Raw genomic sequence first — 16,435 nt, forward strand, 5'->3', positions numbered from 1 at the left:
GTTCGACTCCTCTCGGGCGCGCTTTTATTAACGGGAAGTGGCTCAGCTTGGTAGAGCACCTGGTTTGGGACCAGGGGGTCGCAGGTTCAAATCCTGTCTTCCCGATATTCCCAAAAAACATGGGGCCTTAGCTCAGCTGGGAGAGCGCCTGCCTTGCACGCAGGAGGTCAGCGGTTCGATCCCGCTAGGCTCCACTTTATTTAATATATGTCTCGGAGGTATACCCAAGTTCGGCTGAAGGGATCGGTCTTGAAAACCGACAGGCGGTGAGAATCGCGCGGGGGTTCGAATCCCTCTACCTCCTCCATTTTTTCTTTAATGGTTTAGACATATAATAATAAAATATTTATTTTTTCCTTCATGGAGGTATACCCAAGTTCGGCTGAAGGGATCGGTCTTGAAAACCGACAGGCGGCGAGAGTCGCGCGGGGGTTCGAATCCCTCTACCTCCTCCATTTTTTAAAACTTTATATTGTCGCGGGGTGGAGCAGCACGGTAGCTCGTCGGGCTCATAACCCGAAGGTCGCAGGTTCAAATCCTGTCCCCGCAACCAAATGGTCCCGTGGTGTAGTGGTTAACATGCCTGCCTGTCACGCAGGAGATCGCCGGTTCGACCCCGGTCGGGACCGCCATTTATGTTGGCTCGGTAGCTCAGTCGGTAGAGCAGAGGACTGAAAATCCTCGTGTCGGCGGTTCGATTCCGTCCCGAGCCACCATTTTTTTTATGCCGGCTTAGCTCAATTGGTAGAGCAACTGACTTGTAATCAGTAGGTTGGGGGTTCAAGTCCTCTAGCCGGCATCATTTAGGGGCATAGTTTAAAGGTAGAACTGAGGTCTCCAAAACCTCCAGTGTGGGTTCGATTCCTACTGCCCCTGTAAAGTATATGGGCCTATAGCTCAGCTGGTTAGAGCGCACGCCTGATAAGCGTGAGGTCGATGGTTCGAGTCCATTTAGGCCCACCATATATTATTCCGCAGTAGCTCAGTGGTAGAGCTATCGGCTGTTAACCGATCGGTCGTAGGTTCGAGTCCTACCTGCGGAGCCATGGCCCGTTGGTCAAGTGGTTAAGACACCGCCCTTTCACGGCGGTAACACGGGTTCGAATCCCGTACGGGTCATACAAAAAAGAGTCAGCATTATGCTGGCTCTTTTTTATTTTGTTAATCCTTTTTATTACGTTACTTTCCAGAAATAAATAAAGGAATTTTGGAAAAGCTATGGTATGTATAAAAAGGAGGAAATAAATAATGACACGAGTTAGAGACTTAATGAGTACCCATATTGTACATTGTACACCGCTAGACAATGTATATGAGGCAGCTGTTAAAATGAAGGAAGAATCAGTTGGATTAATTCCTGTTGTTGAAAATGAGCAAGTTGTTGGGCTTGTTACTGATCGTGATTTAGTCGTTCGAGGGATTGCTGAAAAACATCCTGGATCTAATAAAATTACAAATGTAATGACAACAAATATTATCTCAGTTTCTCCAAATGATTCTATTGAAAAAGCTACAGAGCTAATGGCACAGCATCAAATTAGACGATTACCAGTAGTTGATAGTGGTCAACTTATTGGCATGTTAGCACTAGGAGATTTAGCTATAAGGGAATCAGCAGATGATCAAGCTGGATTTGCCTTGAGTGAAATCTCAGAGCGTACAGAGTAAATTGAAACTTTAATTAACCGAGAGTTTAATGGTCACTCATAAAGAGCTAAATTATATATAAATTTCAGATACATTATTCTAGCATATATGGATTAAACTAATATGTTAGCGTGATGTATCTGAGACATTATATAATAAGGATACGGTTAATAATTTCGACATTTTTTTAAAATTTGTTATTCTTAATTTTTAATAAGAGAAAAGATGATATACTGATAGATATAAGTATTATGATAGATTTTGAATATAACAATATTAATTTTTAGTGGTACGATAATAAATTAATATTTCCTACATAGATGAAAAGGGAAGGGGAATTATATGAAGGCTGTACAGGGCGATCCAAATTGGAATTTGGTTACAGATACATATATAGAACCAAATAATTTCGCTGAATTATTTTCTTTGCTTGTACCTTGTCACCCAAAAGGTGAGGGGAAAGAACGAACTATATTAGTATGGAAAGAAAAAGAATTTTATAAAGAAGAAAATTTAGCGGCATTTATCGTATATGGCATGAATAAAGCAAAGAAATTACCGCAGTTTCATAAAGATGAAATTCCAACTTTAGTGCGTATTCTTCGCTTATGCCAAGAGATTGGTTGGTATGAAGAGGCAAATGATTTTATGATAGCGCAAGGATTAGCTGAGTTTGTTCATACTTCATTGGAATATGAAACATGGGATCTTTTGACGCAATCAGTTGCTTTAAATTATTTAATTATTAAATATCGTATAGGTGAATTGACAGATAGGGATATTGAAATTTGGGATAGAGTTAAATTTAATGAGAAGTGTATAACCGATTGTAAACATTTATTATCTCATAAAGAAGTATTGGAATTTACATTCTTTTATATGTGCAAGAGAGCGAAATCATTATCAAAAGAGCAATTAAATAGTGATATGATGAGTTTAGCAATGTATTGTAATACTTTTGTATATGATTTGTATACACATGATTTATTACGGAAATATCGTAAGTGTACAGATTTCCTATCATATTATGGACCTAGTCAGGCAGTTTTAGCATGTCAAAGAGCTGTATTATCTCAAATTTCCGATCGTTTAGACCCATTAAAGACAACGCATGTAGATGATTATTTATATGTGATGAAAGAAATGATGGAGCATATGACGATAGGAGTAATGGATCGATACGGTCATTTTATTGGAAAGCTACTATCTTATGTGCCATTTTTCGAAATGATACAAGTTCCACAGCATGCATATTATTGTGAAGAATTACTGTATATTTGTAAGGGCATTGAATATAAAGAAGAAACACTACGCAATTATATATTTATACAATTACATGATTGTTTACCATCATTCTTTAGGCTATTTCTTAAAAATAAGCGTTACGCAACGATTCATGATATTCTTTTCTATTGGTGCGATGACGAACAACGAATGAGCTTAGAGAAAAAATATAATCTGAGCTTTATTTATGAAAAATATGCTTGTGGATAAACAATATTTTCGATATGAAAAATTAATATAAATTAAAAAGGATCTCCAGTTTATGTGAGATCCTTTTTTGTTAGTAAAACAAAGAGAAAGTGATTAAGACAAGAAAAAACATTCCATATAGGAGAAGTTGTTCAGTATAACTTCCTTGTATATCAAAAAAAGTATTGGCTTTCTTATACAAATTCAATATGTATTTTATTGGAGTATCTTTGAAAGATTGGTACACAGTGTCTCCTCTTTCTAAGCTTCTTGTTCTTGTTTTTGTTTTTGGTTATAAGGGACATTAATATATCTAGCTACAAATAATAAAACAGCCATAAAGAATACTGGAAATACAGTAGATAAATAAAAGCCATTACTAATTATATTTGTTATGAGAGCACTCAAAAGAAAAATAGCATTATAAATATGGGCAATTTTTTGTTTTAGTTGCACTTGAAATGATTCCATCATAATTTCTAATGCAACAAAAGCAATAATAATAGATAAAAATACAATGTTTGTATTGTAAATGATTAAACAACAGATTAAACCTAAAAAGGCTACGTATTCAATTATAAGAGGTATATTGCGTGGCATACAATTTACCTAACTAAATATGGCAGTGGATTTACTGCATTTGTTTTTTCAAAATTCCATTCTCCATTATGTAATTCAAAATGAAGATGCTGCCCGTATGAATGACCTGTGTTTCCCATATGACCTATTAATTGTCCAGTTTGTACTTGATCACCAGCTTGTACAGTGCGATCCTTCATATGAGCATAAACAGTTGTATATAATTTCCCATTGATTTGATGCGCAATGAAAACAACATTGCCATAGCTAGCTGAATAATAAGATTTCACAACTTTACCTGCAGCAGCAGCTTGGATAGAGACGTTTCCTGGAGCGGCAATATCTATACCATAATGCATTTGTTCCCAGCGTATATCAAAGGTTGAGCTAATTCTTCCTTGAGCAGGGAATTTGAAAGCAGCTGGAATTGATGAAGGTTGATCAGTTTTAGCTTGTGGTTGATTTTGTACTACATAGTGTTTTGCTACATATCCGTATCCTGTGCCAAAACGAATTTTATACCAAGTTCCTACAGTTTCTACTACTTGTACTTGTGTACCGTTTTGTAATGAACCGAGTAGAGCGCTACTTGTACTAGCGTTGCTACGTACATTTAGATTAGGTGTTGCAACAGTATATTTTGTATTATTTTGAACGGTGATTCCTTTTACTAAGGGTTGTGAACCATTAGAGATGAATGCTTTTTGTACGTAACCTGTTTGGCCATTATGCGATATTTTATACCATTCGCCTTGATCTTCTTGAACGGTAATAAACTTGCCATTTGGTAATACATCTAAAATGGAAGATTCTAAATTAGGTTCAGAGCGAACGTTTAATGCATTAGCATTAACGATGTATTGATCATTAGAATGAAGTTTGTTTTTTAGTAAAATAGCATCTTTTTGTACATAACCTACTTTATTATGAACAGATACTTTATACCACTCATTAGTTGTTTCAAGGATGTTCACTTTTGTATTAAAGCGAATTGTATCAATTGATGTGCTTTTTACGTTATCTTCTGTATGTAATGCTACTTGATCGACTTTGACATACCCAGTTTTAATATTAGATAATTGTTCAGCGTTTGCTTTTTGTACATTTGTTTCACCCATAGAAGGAAGTAAAGAAGCAATCGCTACAGTAGTTGCTGTTAAAGCAGTAGCTTTCATATTCATGGAATAGAGACCTCCTCTAGTTGTATAGTTGTAATTTTATTATAGTATAAAGATATAATATAGTGGGTGTATTCACATAAATGTAATATGAAATCAATATAAAAATAAATTTTTTGAGGATAATGATTCCTTCTTATGCAATTAATTGGGGTTTTATTTTCTAAAATAGAATGTATGTATTGTATAAATTTGATATTCTGTTAATAATTAAGAAAATTAAAAAAGTTGATGATGTCTTATTAGGGTGTTATACTGACAGTGATAATTTTATAGTTTGCTAGGAGAGCTGGTGTTGCCAGCTGAGAGTAGGCCGTAAGCCTTTGATCCTTTTTATTACCTGATCTAGATTATGCTAGCGTAGGGAAGCAATTCGGACACTAACAATGAGTCCCCGTTTCTTTGCGTATAGAAACGGGGCTTTTTTATTTGAAAATTTCATATTGAAACCACTAGGGGTGCTTGATTTGCTGAGAGAGGAATAATCCTTAACCCTTACAACACCTGATCTAGGTAATACTAGCGAAGGGAAGTGGAACATCGAATAAATGTATAACTTTATTTGCTGTAACCACTTCTTATATATAGAAGTGGTTTTTTATTTAGATACATATATTGAAAGGGGATAGAGAAATGAAATTTTGCGATAGATTATTAGAAACTGTGCAACCGGTTTGGGAGATGAGTCATAATCATCCGTTTGTAGTAGGTATGGGAGATGGCACGTTAGAAAAAGATAAATTCCAGTATTATATTATTCAAGATTATTTATATCTGCTAGATTATGCAAAGTTATATGCGATTGGTGTTGTAAAAGCAACGAATCCACAAGTAATGGGAAAGTTCGCTGAACAAATTGATGGAATATTAAATGGCGAAATGACAATCCATAAACAATATGCAAAAAGACTTGGAATTTCTATAGAGGAGATAGAGTCTGCGAAACCATCTGCTAAAAATTTAGCTTATACAAATTACATGATGTCTGTATCTCAAAATGGCACACTTGCGGAATTAATAGCAGCGCTTCTTCCATGTATGTGGAGCTATTGGGAAATTGGAAAGCGTTTAAATGATATTCCTGGAGCAAGAGATCATGAGTTTTTTGGTGAGTGGATTCAAGGATATAGTTCGGAAGAATACGGTAATCTGTGTATTTGGTTAATAGATTTATTAAATGAAATGGCAGTGGGAAAGTCTGAGACAGAACTAGAAAGATTAGAGGAGATTTTCTTATATTCCAGTCGATTTGAATATTTATTCTGGGATATGTCCTATCGTAAGGAGATGTGGGGATTTGAGGAGCAAGAACATACTACAGTTTCATAATGTTTCTTTTCATTACGATGAGAAACCAATCATCCATGAATTAAATGCTTCTATACATGAGAAAGAGTTTGTCAGTATTATCGGACCGAGTGGATGTGGGAAAAGTACTTTATTTCGCCTTATTACAGGTCTAGAAAAGGTAAGTACTGGACAGATAGAACTGACAGAAACAAAGCACCATCCTGTAGGATATATGCCGCAAAAAGATATGCTTTTGCCGTGGAGAACAATTATTGAGAATGCTGCCCTGCCGCTAGAGTGCCAAGGTGTACAGAAGAAAGAAGCACAAGTAAAGGCAAAGGAACTGTTACATAAATTTGGTTTGCAAGGGTATGAGAAAAAATATCCGAAAGATTTATCTGGTGGTATGAGACAACGTGTATCTTTTATTCGAACTTTATTAACAGGCGGGGAAATATTGCTGTTAGATGAACCATTTAGTGCGTTGGATGCTTTAACGAAGACCTCTTTGCAAGAATGGTTGTTTGAACAATGGCAAGAGTGGGAAAAAACAATTTTATTCATTACTCATGATGTTGAAGAAGCGTTATTTCTTTCAAACCGAGTTTTAGTAGTGGAACAGCAGCCGATAACGACTTTGACTGAGCGGACTGTACCGCTTGATCATAACAGAACACGAAAAGATTTATATAAACCGGAAGTATTAGCGCTGAAAGATGAGCTTCTTAGTATGTTACAAAGGCAGGTACTTGTGTGATGAACCGATTGAAAGAATTAGTTCCTGCTATTACACTTTCTAGTATTTTACTAGCTGTGTGGGAAATAGGAGCAAGAATTGTAGATGAGATGTACATTTTACCGTCACCTTCTGCGATTGTAATGAAGATATGGAAACTAAAAGACATATTATTTACAGTTCATTTACCTGCAACGTTATACGTCGTTTTAATAGGTGTTGTTATCTCTATCGTATTAGGTGTAGGGCTAGCGATGTTAATGAATGCGAGTACATGGATGGAGAGAGCATTTTATCCATTATTAGTTGCTTCACAAACGATTCCGATTACTGCGCTTGCTCCGCTATTTGTTTTATGGTTTGGATACACAATTTGGAGTAAGGTTGTTGTCACAGTTTTAATTACGTGTTTCCCAATTGCGGTCAATACGTATGATGGACTGCGTAGTACGAAAAAAGAATGGGAGGAGCTCTTAGTTACATATGGAGCAACAAAAAGAGATATTTTTCTTAAATTAAAGTTGCCGTCTGCTCTTCCTTATTTTTTCTCAGCTTTAAAAATTGCAGTTCCGCTTAGTGTTATCGGAGCAGCAATTGGAGAATGGCTCGGTGCACAAGCTGGGCTTGGATATTTCAGTAAGAGAATGATGACGCAGTTAGATGGAGCTGGCGTATTTGCACCTATTGTATTGTTATCATTATTAGCTATTTTCTTCGTCGTAATTATTTCCATATTAGAAAAGAAATTCATTAGTTGGAGGAAGTATTCATGAAATTTTTAAAGCGCATCTTTGTGTTTACATTATTAATTGCAATAATTGCAGGATGTTCGAGTAATTCAGCATCAGACAAAAGTAAAAAAGAGAAAGAAATAACAGTCATGTTAGATTGGTATCCAAATGCGGTACATAGCTTTATCTATGCAGCAATTGAAAAAGGATACTTTAAAGAAGAAGGTGTAAAGGTAAATATTAAATTCCCTTCTAATCCGACTGATCCATTAACGCTGGCAGCAGCAGGGAAGGTAACAGTTGGCTTGTATTATCAGCCAGATGTTGTTATGGCGAGAGCGAATGAGCAAATTCCAGTGAAATCAATTGGAGCTGTCGTACGTTCACCATTAAATCATGTTGTATCACTGAAATCAGCGGGCATTCAATCACCGAAAGATTTAGAAGGAAAAACAGTAGGATACTCTGGAACACCTTTAAGTGAGATGTATTTAAAAACGATGGTAAAAGAAGCTGGTGGTAATCCTGATACAGTGAAAGTAGTTGATGTTGGCTTTGATTTAGTACCAGCATTAATTACGAAGAAAGTAGATGCGGTAACAGGGGCATACATTAACCATGAAGTACCTGTTATGCGTCATGAAGGCCATGAACCAGCGTACTTTAATCCAGCTGATTACGGAGTACCAAACTATCATGAGCTTGTGTTTGTAACAGGTGATAAAACGTTGAAAAAAGATAAAGAAGCGTTGCAAGCTTTCTTACGCGGTACGAAAAAAGGCTATGATTTCATGAAGAAAAACCCAGATGAAGCATTGAATATTTTATTAAATCATCAAGAAAAAGAAAACTTCCCACTTGTGCCAGAAGTTGAAAAGGAAAGTATGAAAATTTTATTAGAGAAGATGGAAACGAAAGATGAGCCATTTTTATCAGATTCAAAAGAATCTTGGGAGAAACAAAATAAGTGGCTGAAGGACAAAGGAATGACGAAAGAAACCGTCCCAGCCGATGAACTATTCGAAAATATTTTAAAGTAGGCGAATGAATATGAAAAATGAGCTCCACGTAATCTCAAATGGCCATATGCCATTCGAAGAGTTAGTGAATGTAGCGATGCAAATTGAGAGTGAGATTGATTATTTGCATATTCGTGAGCGTGAGAAGAGTACGAAGGAATTATATGAAGGTGTGGAAAGTCTATTAATGGAGGGCTTTCCGGCTTCTAAAATTGTCATAAACGATCGAATTGATATTGCAATTTTATTAAATATTCCTCGTGTTCAACTAGGATATCGAAGTACAGATGTAAAGTCAGTGAAAGAAAAGTTTTCGTATTTGCATGTCGGTTATTCTGTGCATTCGCTAGATGAAGCAATAGTAGCTTTTAAAAATGGAGCGGATTCACTCGTTTATGGCCATGTATTTCCGACAGATTGTAAAAAAGGTGTGCCAGCGAGAGGGCTTGAAGAAATTTCAGACATTGCAAGGTGTTTATCTATACCGATTACAGCAATTGGAGGAATTACCCCACAAAACACAGTGGATGTTCTTACTAACGGTGTAAGTGGTATAGCAGTTATGTCTGGAATTGTAAGTAGTAGTAACCCGTATAGCAAAGCGAAATCTTATAAGGAATCAATAAGAAAGTGGGCGGAAAAACATGTGTGAGAAGTATGATGTAGCGATTATTGGTGGTGGTGTAATTGGCAGTTCAGTTGCACATTTTCTAGCAGAAAGAGGACATAAAGTAGCGATTGTGGAGAAGCAAAGTATTGCATCGGAAGCTTCCAAAGCAGCTGCTGGTTTACTTGGTGTTCAGGCAGAATGGGATGCGTATGATCCGCTATTTGAACTTGCTAGAGAAAGCCGAGCTATATTTCCACAACTTGCAGCAGTTTTACGTGAAAAGACGGGTATTGATATTGGATATGAAGAAAAAGGAATTTATCGTATTGCTCAAAATGAAGATGAGAAGGAAAGAATACTTCACATTATGGATTGGCAGCAGAAAACAGGTGAAGATTCTTATTTTCTAACGGGAGACCATGTGCGGGAAAAAGAGCCATATCTATCCGAATCTATTATAGGAGCAGTATATTATCCGAAAGACGGTCATGTTATTGCACCAGAGCTTACGAAAGCATTCGCACATTCTGCGGCAATTTCCGGTGCTGATATATATGAACAGACAGAAGTATTTGATATCCGTATTGAAAATAATAAAGTGACTGGAGTTATTACAAGTGAAGGTATTGTCACATGTGAGAAAGTCGTTATTGCAGGAGGTTCATGGAGCACGAAGTTACTAGGTTATTTTCACCGTGATTGGGGTACATATCCAGTTAAAGGAGAAGTGGTTGCGGTAAGAAGTAGAAAAAAACTTTTAAAAGCACCTATTTTTCAAGAAAGATTTTACATTACTCCAAAGCGCGGTGGACGTTACGTAATTGGGGCAACAATGAAGCCACATACGTTCAATAAAACTGTGCAGCCAGAAAGTATAACTTCTATATTAGAGCGTGCTTATACAATATTGCCAGCTTTAAAAGAAGCAGAATGGGAAAGCACGTGGGCAGGATTACGACCACAATCGAATCATGAAGCTCCTTATATGGGAGAGCATGAAGAAATAAAAGGTTTATATGCTTGCACGGGCCATTATCGAAACGGTATTTTATTAAGTCCTATTTCTGGTCAATATATGGCTGATTTAATAGAAGGAAAGCAAGAGAATCATTTGCTAGATTCATTGCTTTCTAGAAGCGTTTAGAAAGGGGATGGAAGTTTGAATTTAAAAATTAATGGTAACCAAATTGAAGTGCCAGCGAGTGTAAAAACAGTAGCTGAGCTACTTACACATTTAGAGTTAGATAACAGAATTGTTGTAGTAGAGCGTAATAAAGATATTTTACAAAAAGATGATCATACAGATACATCTGTTTTTGATGGAGACCAAATTGAGATTGTAACTTTCGTAGGAGGCGGTTGATTATGTTAAACATTGGACCATTTTCATTTCATTCTAGACTTTTATTAGGAACAGGTAAATTCCCTGATTTTGACGTACAGCAAAAGGCAATTGACGTTTCTGAAGCTGAAATTTTAACGTTTGCAGTACGTCGTATGGATATCTTTGATGCAAAGCAACCTAATTTATTAGAGAAACTTGATGTGAAAAAATATACGTTATTACCAAATACAGCAGGAGCAAAAAACGCTGAAGAGGCTGTTCGTATTGCAAAATTAGCAAAAGCCTCTGGGCTTTGTGACATGATAAAGGTAGAAGTTATTGGTGATGATAGAACGTTATTACCTGATCCGGTAGAAACGTTAAAGGCATCTGAAATGTTACTGGAAGAAGGATTTATCGTACTTCCGTATACATCTGATGATGTTGTATTAGCACGTAAATTACAAGGGCTTGGCGTGCATGCGATTATGCCAGGAGCATCTCCAATCGGATCAGGACTTGGTATTGTAAATCCATTAAATTTGAGCTTCATTATTGAACAAGCGACAGTACCAGTTATCGTTGATGCCGGTATTGGTAGCCCAGCTGATGCGGCATTTGCAATGGAATTAGGAGCAGATGGCGTGTTATTAAATACAGCTGTATCAGGTGCAAAAGATCCTATTAAAATGGCACAAGCAATGAAATTAAGTATTGAAGCAGGCCGTTTAGGATTTGAAGCAGGTCGTATTGCACGTAAGCGTTGTGCAACTGCAAGTAGTCCTTTAGAAGGAATGAGCGTAGTTGAATAATCGATATTCTCGCCAAGAACTATTTTCTCCAATTGGAGAAGAAGGACAGCAAAAGATAAGAGAAAAGCATGTGCTTATTATCGGTGCAGGTGCATTAGGTAGTGCAAATGCAGAGATGTTTGTAAGAGCAGGTGTTGGCAAGATAACAATTGTTGACCGTGATTATGTAGATTGGAGTAATTTACAAAGACAACAATTGTATGCAGAGAGCGACGTAAAGAATAATCTTCCAAAAGCTATAGCGGCTAAAAAACGTTTAGATGAGATTAATAGCGATGTAACAATAGAAGCTCTCGTTCAAGATGTAACAGCTGAAGAGCTAGAAGAACTTGTTATAAATGTTGATGTAATTATTGATGCGACTGATAATTTTGAAACACGCTTTATTGTAAATGATATAGCACAAAAATATTCTATTCCATGGATTTACGGTGCATGTGTAGGTAGTTACGGTCTTTCTTACACAATCCTTCCTAGTAAAACACCATGTTTATCATGTTTATTACAGTCGATTCCGCTTGGCGGGGCAACATGTGATACAGCGGGTATTATATCACCTGCTGTATCTCTTGTCGTTTCTCATCAAGTAACAGAAGCTCTTAAACTGTTAGTAGAAGATTACGAATCACTTCGAGATGGGCTTGTATCGTTTGATATGTGGAAGAATGAGTATTCATGTATGAATGTGCAAAAGCTTCGCCAGCATAATTGTCCTTCATGCGGAGAGAATGCATTATATCCGTATTTAAATAAAGAGAACACATCAAAAACAGCAGTTTTATGCGGGCGAAATACAGTTCAAATTAGACCACCTCATAAAGATGAAATAAATTTTGAACAATATAAAGAGTTGTTGGAAGGTCGTGTGAATGATTTAAATATAAATCCATATTTACTATCATTTTCTATTGAAGACAAGAGGTTAGTCGCCTTTAAAGATGGCCGTGTGCTCGTACATGGAACGAAAGATATAAGCGAAGCAAAAACGATTTATCATCGCTATTTTGGATAGAAAAGGATGAGTGGGATGAAAGTGAATAAAGCTTTAACAATTGCAGGGTCTGATAGCGGCGGCGGTGCTGGAATTCAGGCAGATTTAAAAACATTCCAAGAGCTTGGTGTATACGGAATGACGGCTATTACGGCGATTACTGCTCAAAACACGCTTGGCGTTCAAGGGGTATATCCTGTTCCGTTAGAAGGTATTACAGAACAGTTGAATTCAATTGGTACGGATTTAACACCAGATGCAGTGAAACTAGGAATGTTATTTAGTAGTGAAATAATTCAAATTGTTGCAGAACAAATTAAAAAGTTTGGCTGGAATAATATTGTGCTAGATCCCGTTATGATTGCAAAAGGCGGTGCATCATTATTACAGCAAGAAGCAGTTCAAGCATTAAAAGAATATTTATTACCAGTAGCAACTGTTATAACACCGAATGTCCCAGAAGCAGAAGTGTTAACTGGGATGGAGATTCATAATGTTGAAGATAGTAAGGAAGCTGCAAAAGTATTGTATGAATTAGGTGCTAAATATGTGCTTATGAAGGGCGGACATGCAGAATATCAAGGGAATGAAGTAATTGATTTCCTCTTTGATGGAGAAAAATTTATTGAGTTTAGAAGCGAGCGAATTCCTTCAAAGCAAACGCATGGAAGTGGGTGTACATTTGCTTCAGCGGTTACAGCAGGACTTGCGAAAGGATACTCGATTGAAGATGCTGTTCAAGAAGCAAAACGATTTATTAGTATAGCAATTGAAGAGCCATTGAATATTGGTAGTGGCCATGGGCCGACGAATCATTTTGCATATAAAGTGAATAGAATGCGTGCATAGGTAAGTGAAAAGCCAGTTTTATAACTGGCTTTTTTTCTGTTTACTTTTTCAAAATACAGGAGTAATATATCAGCCAGAATACATTTTTTTGTAAACGCTGAGTCCAATTATATGGAGCGGAGGAACCAATTTGTGCGTAGGCACTAGGGGTGAATCTTTCAAGTTTGAAAGTAGGGCTACTCTCAAAGTCCGAATCCGACAGCTAACTTCGTAAGCGTCTTGAGAGAGGACGGTGCCATGATGGATACATCACTTCATCGATCTGATTAGTATAGGAGAATATCAATCTATGTTTGATTTCTTTTATACTAAGGAGGATGAGGTACATGGAACTAACACTTATTTGTGTTGGAGAAGAAAGTAAGGTAGATAGTTTAAGAGATCTAGTATCATTTCAACATGAGTTAATTATTTTTACAGCAAATGAAGAGATAGCGGCTGAAGTTAGGAATTGTGGGTTTGATTGGACTTATAGCTGCAGTAAGGAGCAGGACTTTACTAGTATTTGTGAGTGTATTAAGAAGGTGATTTTACTAGGGGATGAGCTTTCAATCGTTAGTTTTTTCACAGAACACATTCGCTTTTCTTTTCAAGCACCTATTACTATTGTTACAAGGAATAAACGATATCCAGCGAGGCTCTATGAAACAATTGGAGCTAAGTTTGTCGTGTTTACAAATTGTGATAATATTTCTTTTTTATTTTTTGAATAGGGCGGGGGAAGAAATGATGAAGGTACTATTACTTGGAGATATAGCAAATCGTTGGGCAGTATCGGTAGAGCGAGTTCAAGAATTGGTTCAGATCGATCCCCTTTTTCCAGGGCCGTATATTATATTACCATCAAAAGATGCTTTGTATTTAGAGGTGGATATTACCGAGTATGAGCAGCTACATGCAGAATTGACACAAGTTTATATTCGCGGGAGAAATTTACGTGCATTTTTACGAGGAGAATAAAGGTTGAATAAAAAGAGCGAATGCTGAGTGCAACAAGCTATGCACTTCATCTCATTCGCTCTTTTTATTTCATATTTAAAAGGTCATTTTTAAGAAAAGAGAAGAGAAATAAAGAAAATAGATGAAATAATAGTAATAACCTTTAATGTAAGCGTTTAAATGGATGTAAATATTATTATTTTCAGTAATTTACCCCTTTACAAGTGAAATATAGAGGAGTATATTTACTCTCATAAATCATTCATAAAATTTCCAAAAAAACCTAAAATCGCTGAGTTCCAGAAATGGAGCGGGGGAACCAATTTTGTGCATCGTCACTTGGGGTGAATCTTTCAGTTTTGAAAGTAGGGCTACTCTTTAGGCCCGAATCCGACAGCTAACCTCGTAAGCGTTTAGAGAGGAGGTTTACTTTTTGTTGTTCATTTTTTGAACACTGAGTAGAGCTCAGTGTTCTTTTTTAACATTTAAATGGTAAATTTTAACAAAAACAAAGCGAGGGATAGCTATGTTAGATGTTGTAATGGTCGGGATTTTTATTTTATTAGTTGCATCAATGGCAAGTCTTGCAAGTTGGTCAGATAAAGTTGTGAAAGAAGGAAAGCAATCATGATGATTGTCTTATCGGTTATTGTCGCAGCAATTACAGTGTATTTAGTGTATGCATTATTAAATCCAGAGAAGTTTTAATTAGGGGGAATCATTCATTATGATTTGGGTTGCAGTCATTATTACAATGCTCTTGTTTATTTTAGTAGCAAAGCCAACGGGGATTTATTTAGAAAAAGCTTTTCAAGGTAGCAAAAAGCTAGATAAAGTATTCGGGCCTTTTGAAAAAATTATTTTTAAAATTACGGGTGTAAAAGAATACAATCAAACGTGGAAACAGTACGCATTATCATTAGTTTTACTCAACGGATTTATGATTGTTATTGTATATTTCATTTTCAGATTACAAGGTGTATTGCCGCTAAATCCAGCGCATATTGAAGGAATGGAGCCTACGCTCGCTTTTAATACAGCAATTAGTTTTATGGCTGATACAAACTTACAGCATTATAGCGGTGAAAATGGCTTATCTTATTTATCACAATTAATCGGGATTACATTTTTAATGTTCGCAGCACCAGCAACGACATTAGCGCTCGTTATGGCATTTATAAGAGGGCTCGCTGGAAAAGAACTCGGTAACTTTTTCGTTGATTTTACGAGAGCGTTAACGAGAGTATTTCTTCCTATCGCTTTTATTACGGCGTTAATCTTTGTCGCTCTTGGTGTACCGCAAACGTTAGATGGGGCTGTTACAGCACATACGATTGAAGGTGCAAAGCAAAGTATATTACGCGGACCAGTTGCATCATTCGTGTCCATTAAGGAACTTGGAAATAACGGTGGTGGATTTTTCGGAGCAAACTCTACGCATCCTTTTGAAAATCCAGGGCAAATGAGTAATATTTTGCAAATGATGCTTATGATGTTATTACCAACTGCACTTCCGTTTACGTACGGACGAATGGTAGGAAATAAAAAGCAAGGTCGTATCCTTTTCGTATCACTATTCATGATGTTTTTACTAGGATTTATCACAATTACGACATCTGAATTACATGGAAATCCAGTATTAAATGAAATGGGTATCCAGCATGTACAAGGAAGTGCAGAAGGAAAAGAAGTGAGGTTCGGAACAGTATTTTCTTCCCTTTATGCGACAGTAACGACTGCTGCGGAAACAGGTGCTGTTAATACGATGCATGATACGTTAACACCAATTGGTGGTTTAGTACCACTCGTAAATATGATGTTAAATACAGTATATGGCGGCGTTGGAGCAGGCTTTGTGAACATTATTATGTATGCAATTATCGCAGTCTTTATATCTGGATTGATGGTTGGACGGACACCAGAGTTTTTAGGTAAAAAGATTGAAGGTAAGGAAATGAAATTAATTGCAGTAACGATATTATTTCATCCATTGCTCATTTTAGGATTTTCAGCATTAGCTCTTTCAACAAGTTTAGGAACGGATGCCATTTCTCATTCTGGTTTCCACGGTTTAACGCAAGTTGTATATGAGTATACATCTTCAGCTGCGAATAACGGATCTGGATTTGAAGGTTTAGGGGATAATACACATGCCCATCAACTTAAAAGTGTTAACTATCCCCAAAAGTAAAAAATGCCATCCTTTCTTTATATTCGTGATAGAATATAAAGAAATTGAATGTTTTTTCTTAATATT

Annotated in this window: 19 protein-coding genes, 12 tRNA genes and 4 riboswitches; of the genes, 29 read left to right on the plus strand and 2 right to left on the minus strand. The window is 36.5% G+C overall.

Going from position 1 to position 16,435, the window contains the following annotated elements; genetic code table 11:
• Positions 1-31: 31 nt before the first annotated feature.
• The 14 genes from ACS2CR_RS29105 (at position 32) to ACS2CR_RS29170 (ending at position 3,141) form a co-directional block, all read left to right on the plus strand.
• Positions 32-105, plus strand: a tRNA-Pro gene (locus tag ACS2CR_RS29105).
• 16 nt (positions 106-121) lie between these two features.
• Positions 122-194: transfer RNA gene (locus tag ACS2CR_RS29110), tRNA-Ala, on the plus strand.
• A gap of 20 nt (positions 195-214) precedes the next feature.
• Positions 215-307: transfer RNA gene (locus tag ACS2CR_RS29115), tRNA-Ser, on the plus strand.
• 55 nt (positions 308-362) lie between these two features.
• A tRNA-Ser gene (locus ACS2CR_RS29120) sits at positions 363-455 on the plus strand.
• A gap of 21 nt (positions 456-476) precedes the next feature.
• Positions 477-553, plus strand: a tRNA-Met gene (locus ACS2CR_RS29125).
• A gap of 3 nt (positions 554-556) precedes the next feature.
• A tRNA-Asp gene (locus ACS2CR_RS29130) sits at positions 557-632 on the plus strand.
• Positions 633-640: 8 nt separating this feature from the next.
• A tRNA-Phe gene (locus ACS2CR_RS29135) sits at positions 641-716 on the plus strand.
• Positions 717-726: 10 nt separating this feature from the next.
• A tRNA-Thr gene (locus tag ACS2CR_RS29140) sits at positions 727-799 on the plus strand.
• Between the two features lie 6 nt (positions 800-805).
• A tRNA-Trp gene (locus tag ACS2CR_RS29145) sits at positions 806-876 on the plus strand.
• A gap of 10 nt (positions 877-886) precedes the next feature.
• A tRNA-Ile gene (locus ACS2CR_RS29150) sits at positions 887-963 on the plus strand.
• A gap of 8 nt (positions 964-971) precedes the next feature.
• Positions 972-1,046 (plus strand) — tRNA-Asn (locus ACS2CR_RS29155).
• Between the two features lies 1 nt (position 1,047).
• Positions 1,048-1,119 (plus strand) — tRNA-Glu (locus tag ACS2CR_RS29160).
• Between the two features lie 129 nt (positions 1,120-1,248).
• Positions 1,249-1,668 carry a CBS domain-containing protein gene (locus ACS2CR_RS29165; protein ID WP_000199011.1) on the plus strand — a complete coding sequence of 140 codons (420 nt, stop codon included), beginning with the start codon at positions 1,249-1,251 and terminating at the stop codon, positions 1,666-1,668.
• 321 nt (positions 1,669-1,989) lie between these two features.
• Positions 1,990-3,141 carry a DUF3965 domain-containing protein gene (locus tag ACS2CR_RS29170; RefSeq protein WP_000648912.1) on the plus strand — a complete coding sequence of 384 codons (1,152 nt, stop codon included), beginning with the start codon at positions 1,990-1,992 and terminating at the stop codon, positions 3,139-3,141.
• A gap of 240 nt (positions 3,142-3,381) precedes the next feature.
• On the opposite strand, the gene ACS2CR_RS29175 is transcribed toward ACS2CR_RS29170, so the two are convergent.
• Together ACS2CR_RS29175 and ACS2CR_RS29180 are read right to left on the minus strand one after the other, a co-directional pair.
• Positions 3,382-3,720, minus strand: a complete 339-nt coding sequence (locus tag ACS2CR_RS29175; RefSeq protein ID WP_001137824.1) for a hypothetical protein — start codon at positions 3,718-3,720, stop codon at positions 3,382-3,384.
• Between the two features lie 5 nt (positions 3,721-3,725).
• Complete coding sequence (locus ACS2CR_RS29180; RefSeq protein WP_001056031.1) at positions 3,726-4,880, minus strand: SH3 domain-containing protein; 1,155 nt, start codon at positions 4,878-4,880, stop codon at positions 3,726-3,728.
• Between the two features lie 269 nt (positions 4,881-5,149).
• Positions 5,150-5,261: riboswitch (TPP riboswitch) on the plus strand.
• A 60-nt stretch (positions 5,262-5,321) separates the two neighbouring features.
• Positions 5,322-5,425, plus strand: a riboswitch (TPP riboswitch).
• A gap of 85 nt (positions 5,426-5,510) precedes the next feature.
• On the opposite strand from ACS2CR_RS29180, the gene tenA reads away from it, so the two are divergent.
• The 15 genes from tenA to kdpA all read left to right on the plus strand — a co-directional run bounded on the left by tenA (position 5,511) and on the right by kdpA (position 16,369).
• Positions 5,511-6,206, plus strand: coding sequence for a thiaminase II (gene tenA / locus ACS2CR_RS29185; protein WP_000666828.1), 696 nt, complete (start codon positions 5,511-5,513; stop codon positions 6,204-6,206).
• Positions 6,175-6,924 carry an ABC transporter ATP-binding protein gene (locus ACS2CR_RS29190; protein WP_001256793.1) on the plus strand — a complete coding sequence of 250 codons (750 nt, stop codon included), beginning with the start codon at positions 6,175-6,177 and terminating at the stop codon, positions 6,922-6,924. Before tenA ends, ACS2CR_RS29190 begins: the two co-directional genes overlap by 32 nt.
• Complete coding sequence (locus tag ACS2CR_RS29195; protein ID WP_001080854.1) at positions 6,924-7,676, plus strand: ABC transporter permease; 753 nt, start codon at positions 6,924-6,926, stop codon at positions 7,674-7,676. The genes ACS2CR_RS29190 and ACS2CR_RS29195 overlap by 1 nt, the downstream gene beginning before the upstream one ends.
• Positions 7,673-8,674, plus strand: coding sequence for an ABC transporter substrate-binding protein (locus tag ACS2CR_RS29200; RefSeq protein ID WP_000670416.1), 1,002 nt, complete (start codon positions 7,673-7,675; stop codon positions 8,672-8,674). The genes ACS2CR_RS29195 and ACS2CR_RS29200 overlap by 4 nt, the downstream gene beginning before the upstream one ends.
• Positions 8,675-8,684: 10 nt before the next feature.
• The gene (gene tenI, locus ACS2CR_RS29205; RefSeq protein WP_000787171.1) at positions 8,685-9,305 is read left to right on the plus strand and encodes a thiazole tautomerase TenI; all 621 of its coding nucleotides are present in this window, start codon (positions 8,685-8,687) and stop codon (positions 9,303-9,305) included.
• Entirely contained in the window at positions 9,298-10,407 is a 1,110-nt protein-coding gene (thiO, locus tag ACS2CR_RS29210; protein ID WP_000333308.1) for a glycine oxidase ThiO, read from the plus strand. The genes tenI and thiO overlap by 8 nt, the downstream gene beginning before the upstream one ends.
• 15 nt (positions 10,408-10,422) lie before the next feature.
• Positions 10,423-10,626 (plus strand): sulfur carrier protein ThiS, encoded by a 204-nt coding sequence (gene thiS / locus ACS2CR_RS29215; protein ID WP_001049502.1) that lies wholly within the window; start codon positions 10,423-10,425, stop codon positions 10,624-10,626.
• 2 nt (positions 10,627-10,628) lie between these two features.
• Complete coding sequence (thiG, locus tag ACS2CR_RS29220) at positions 10,629-11,399, plus strand: thiazole synthase (protein WP_000931986.1); 771 nt, start codon at positions 10,629-10,631, stop codon at positions 11,397-11,399.
• On the plus strand, positions 11,392-12,411 hold the full coding sequence (thiF, locus tag ACS2CR_RS29225; RefSeq protein WP_001065413.1) for a thiazole biosynthesis adenylyltransferase ThiF: 1,020 nt from the start codon (positions 11,392-11,394) through the stop codon (positions 12,409-12,411). Before thiG ends, thiF begins: the two co-directional genes overlap by 8 nt.
• 15 nt (positions 12,412-12,426) lie before the next feature.
• A complete protein-coding gene (gene thiD, locus ACS2CR_RS29230; protein WP_000867381.1) occupies positions 12,427-13,239 on the plus strand; it encodes a bifunctional hydroxymethylpyrimidine kinase/phosphomethylpyrimidine kinase in 813 nt (270 codons plus the stop codon).
• A gap of 85 nt (positions 13,240-13,324) precedes the next feature.
• Positions 13,325-13,472: riboswitch (cyclic di-AMP (ydaO/yuaA leader) on the plus strand.
• A 93-nt stretch (positions 13,473-13,565) separates the two neighbouring features.
• On the plus strand, positions 13,566-13,952 hold the full coding sequence (locus tag ACS2CR_RS29235) for a hypothetical protein (RefSeq protein WP_000424069.1): 387 nt from the start codon (positions 13,566-13,568) through the stop codon (positions 13,950-13,952).
• Between the two features lie 13 nt (positions 13,953-13,965).
• The gene (locus tag ACS2CR_RS29240; RefSeq protein ID WP_001985933.1) at positions 13,966-14,199 is read left to right on the plus strand and encodes a hypothetical protein; all 234 of its coding nucleotides are present in this window, start codon (positions 13,966-13,968) and stop codon (positions 14,197-14,199) included.
• Between the two features lie 259 nt (positions 14,200-14,458).
• Positions 14,459-14,604: riboswitch (cyclic di-AMP (ydaO/yuaA leader) on the plus strand.
• Positions 14,605-14,704: 100 nt separating this feature from the next.
• Positions 14,705-14,809 carry a SipW-dependent-type signal peptide-containing protein gene (locus tag ACS2CR_RS29245; protein WP_000887894.1) on the plus strand — a complete coding sequence of 35 codons (105 nt, stop codon included), beginning with the start codon at positions 14,705-14,707 and terminating at the stop codon, positions 14,807-14,809.
• Positions 14,809-14,886, plus strand: a complete 78-nt coding sequence (kdpF, locus tag ACS2CR_RS29250) for a K(+)-transporting ATPase subunit F (RefSeq protein WP_223153441.1) — start codon at positions 14,809-14,811, stop codon at positions 14,884-14,886. Before ACS2CR_RS29245 ends, kdpF begins: the two co-directional genes overlap by 1 nt.
• A gap of 19 nt (positions 14,887-14,905) precedes the next feature.
• Complete coding sequence (gene kdpA / locus ACS2CR_RS29255; protein WP_309567802.1) at positions 14,906-16,369, plus strand: potassium-transporting ATPase subunit KdpA; 1,464 nt, start codon at positions 14,906-14,908, stop codon at positions 16,367-16,369.
• The last annotated feature ends 66 nt before the right edge of the window (positions 16,370-16,435 follow it).

Origin of the sequence: Bacillus cereus group sp. BceL291, assembly GCF_051776705.1 — a bacterium.
Taxonomy (GTDB): Bacteria; Bacillota; Bacilli; order Bacillales; family Bacillaceae_G; genus Bacillus_A; species Bacillus_A cereus.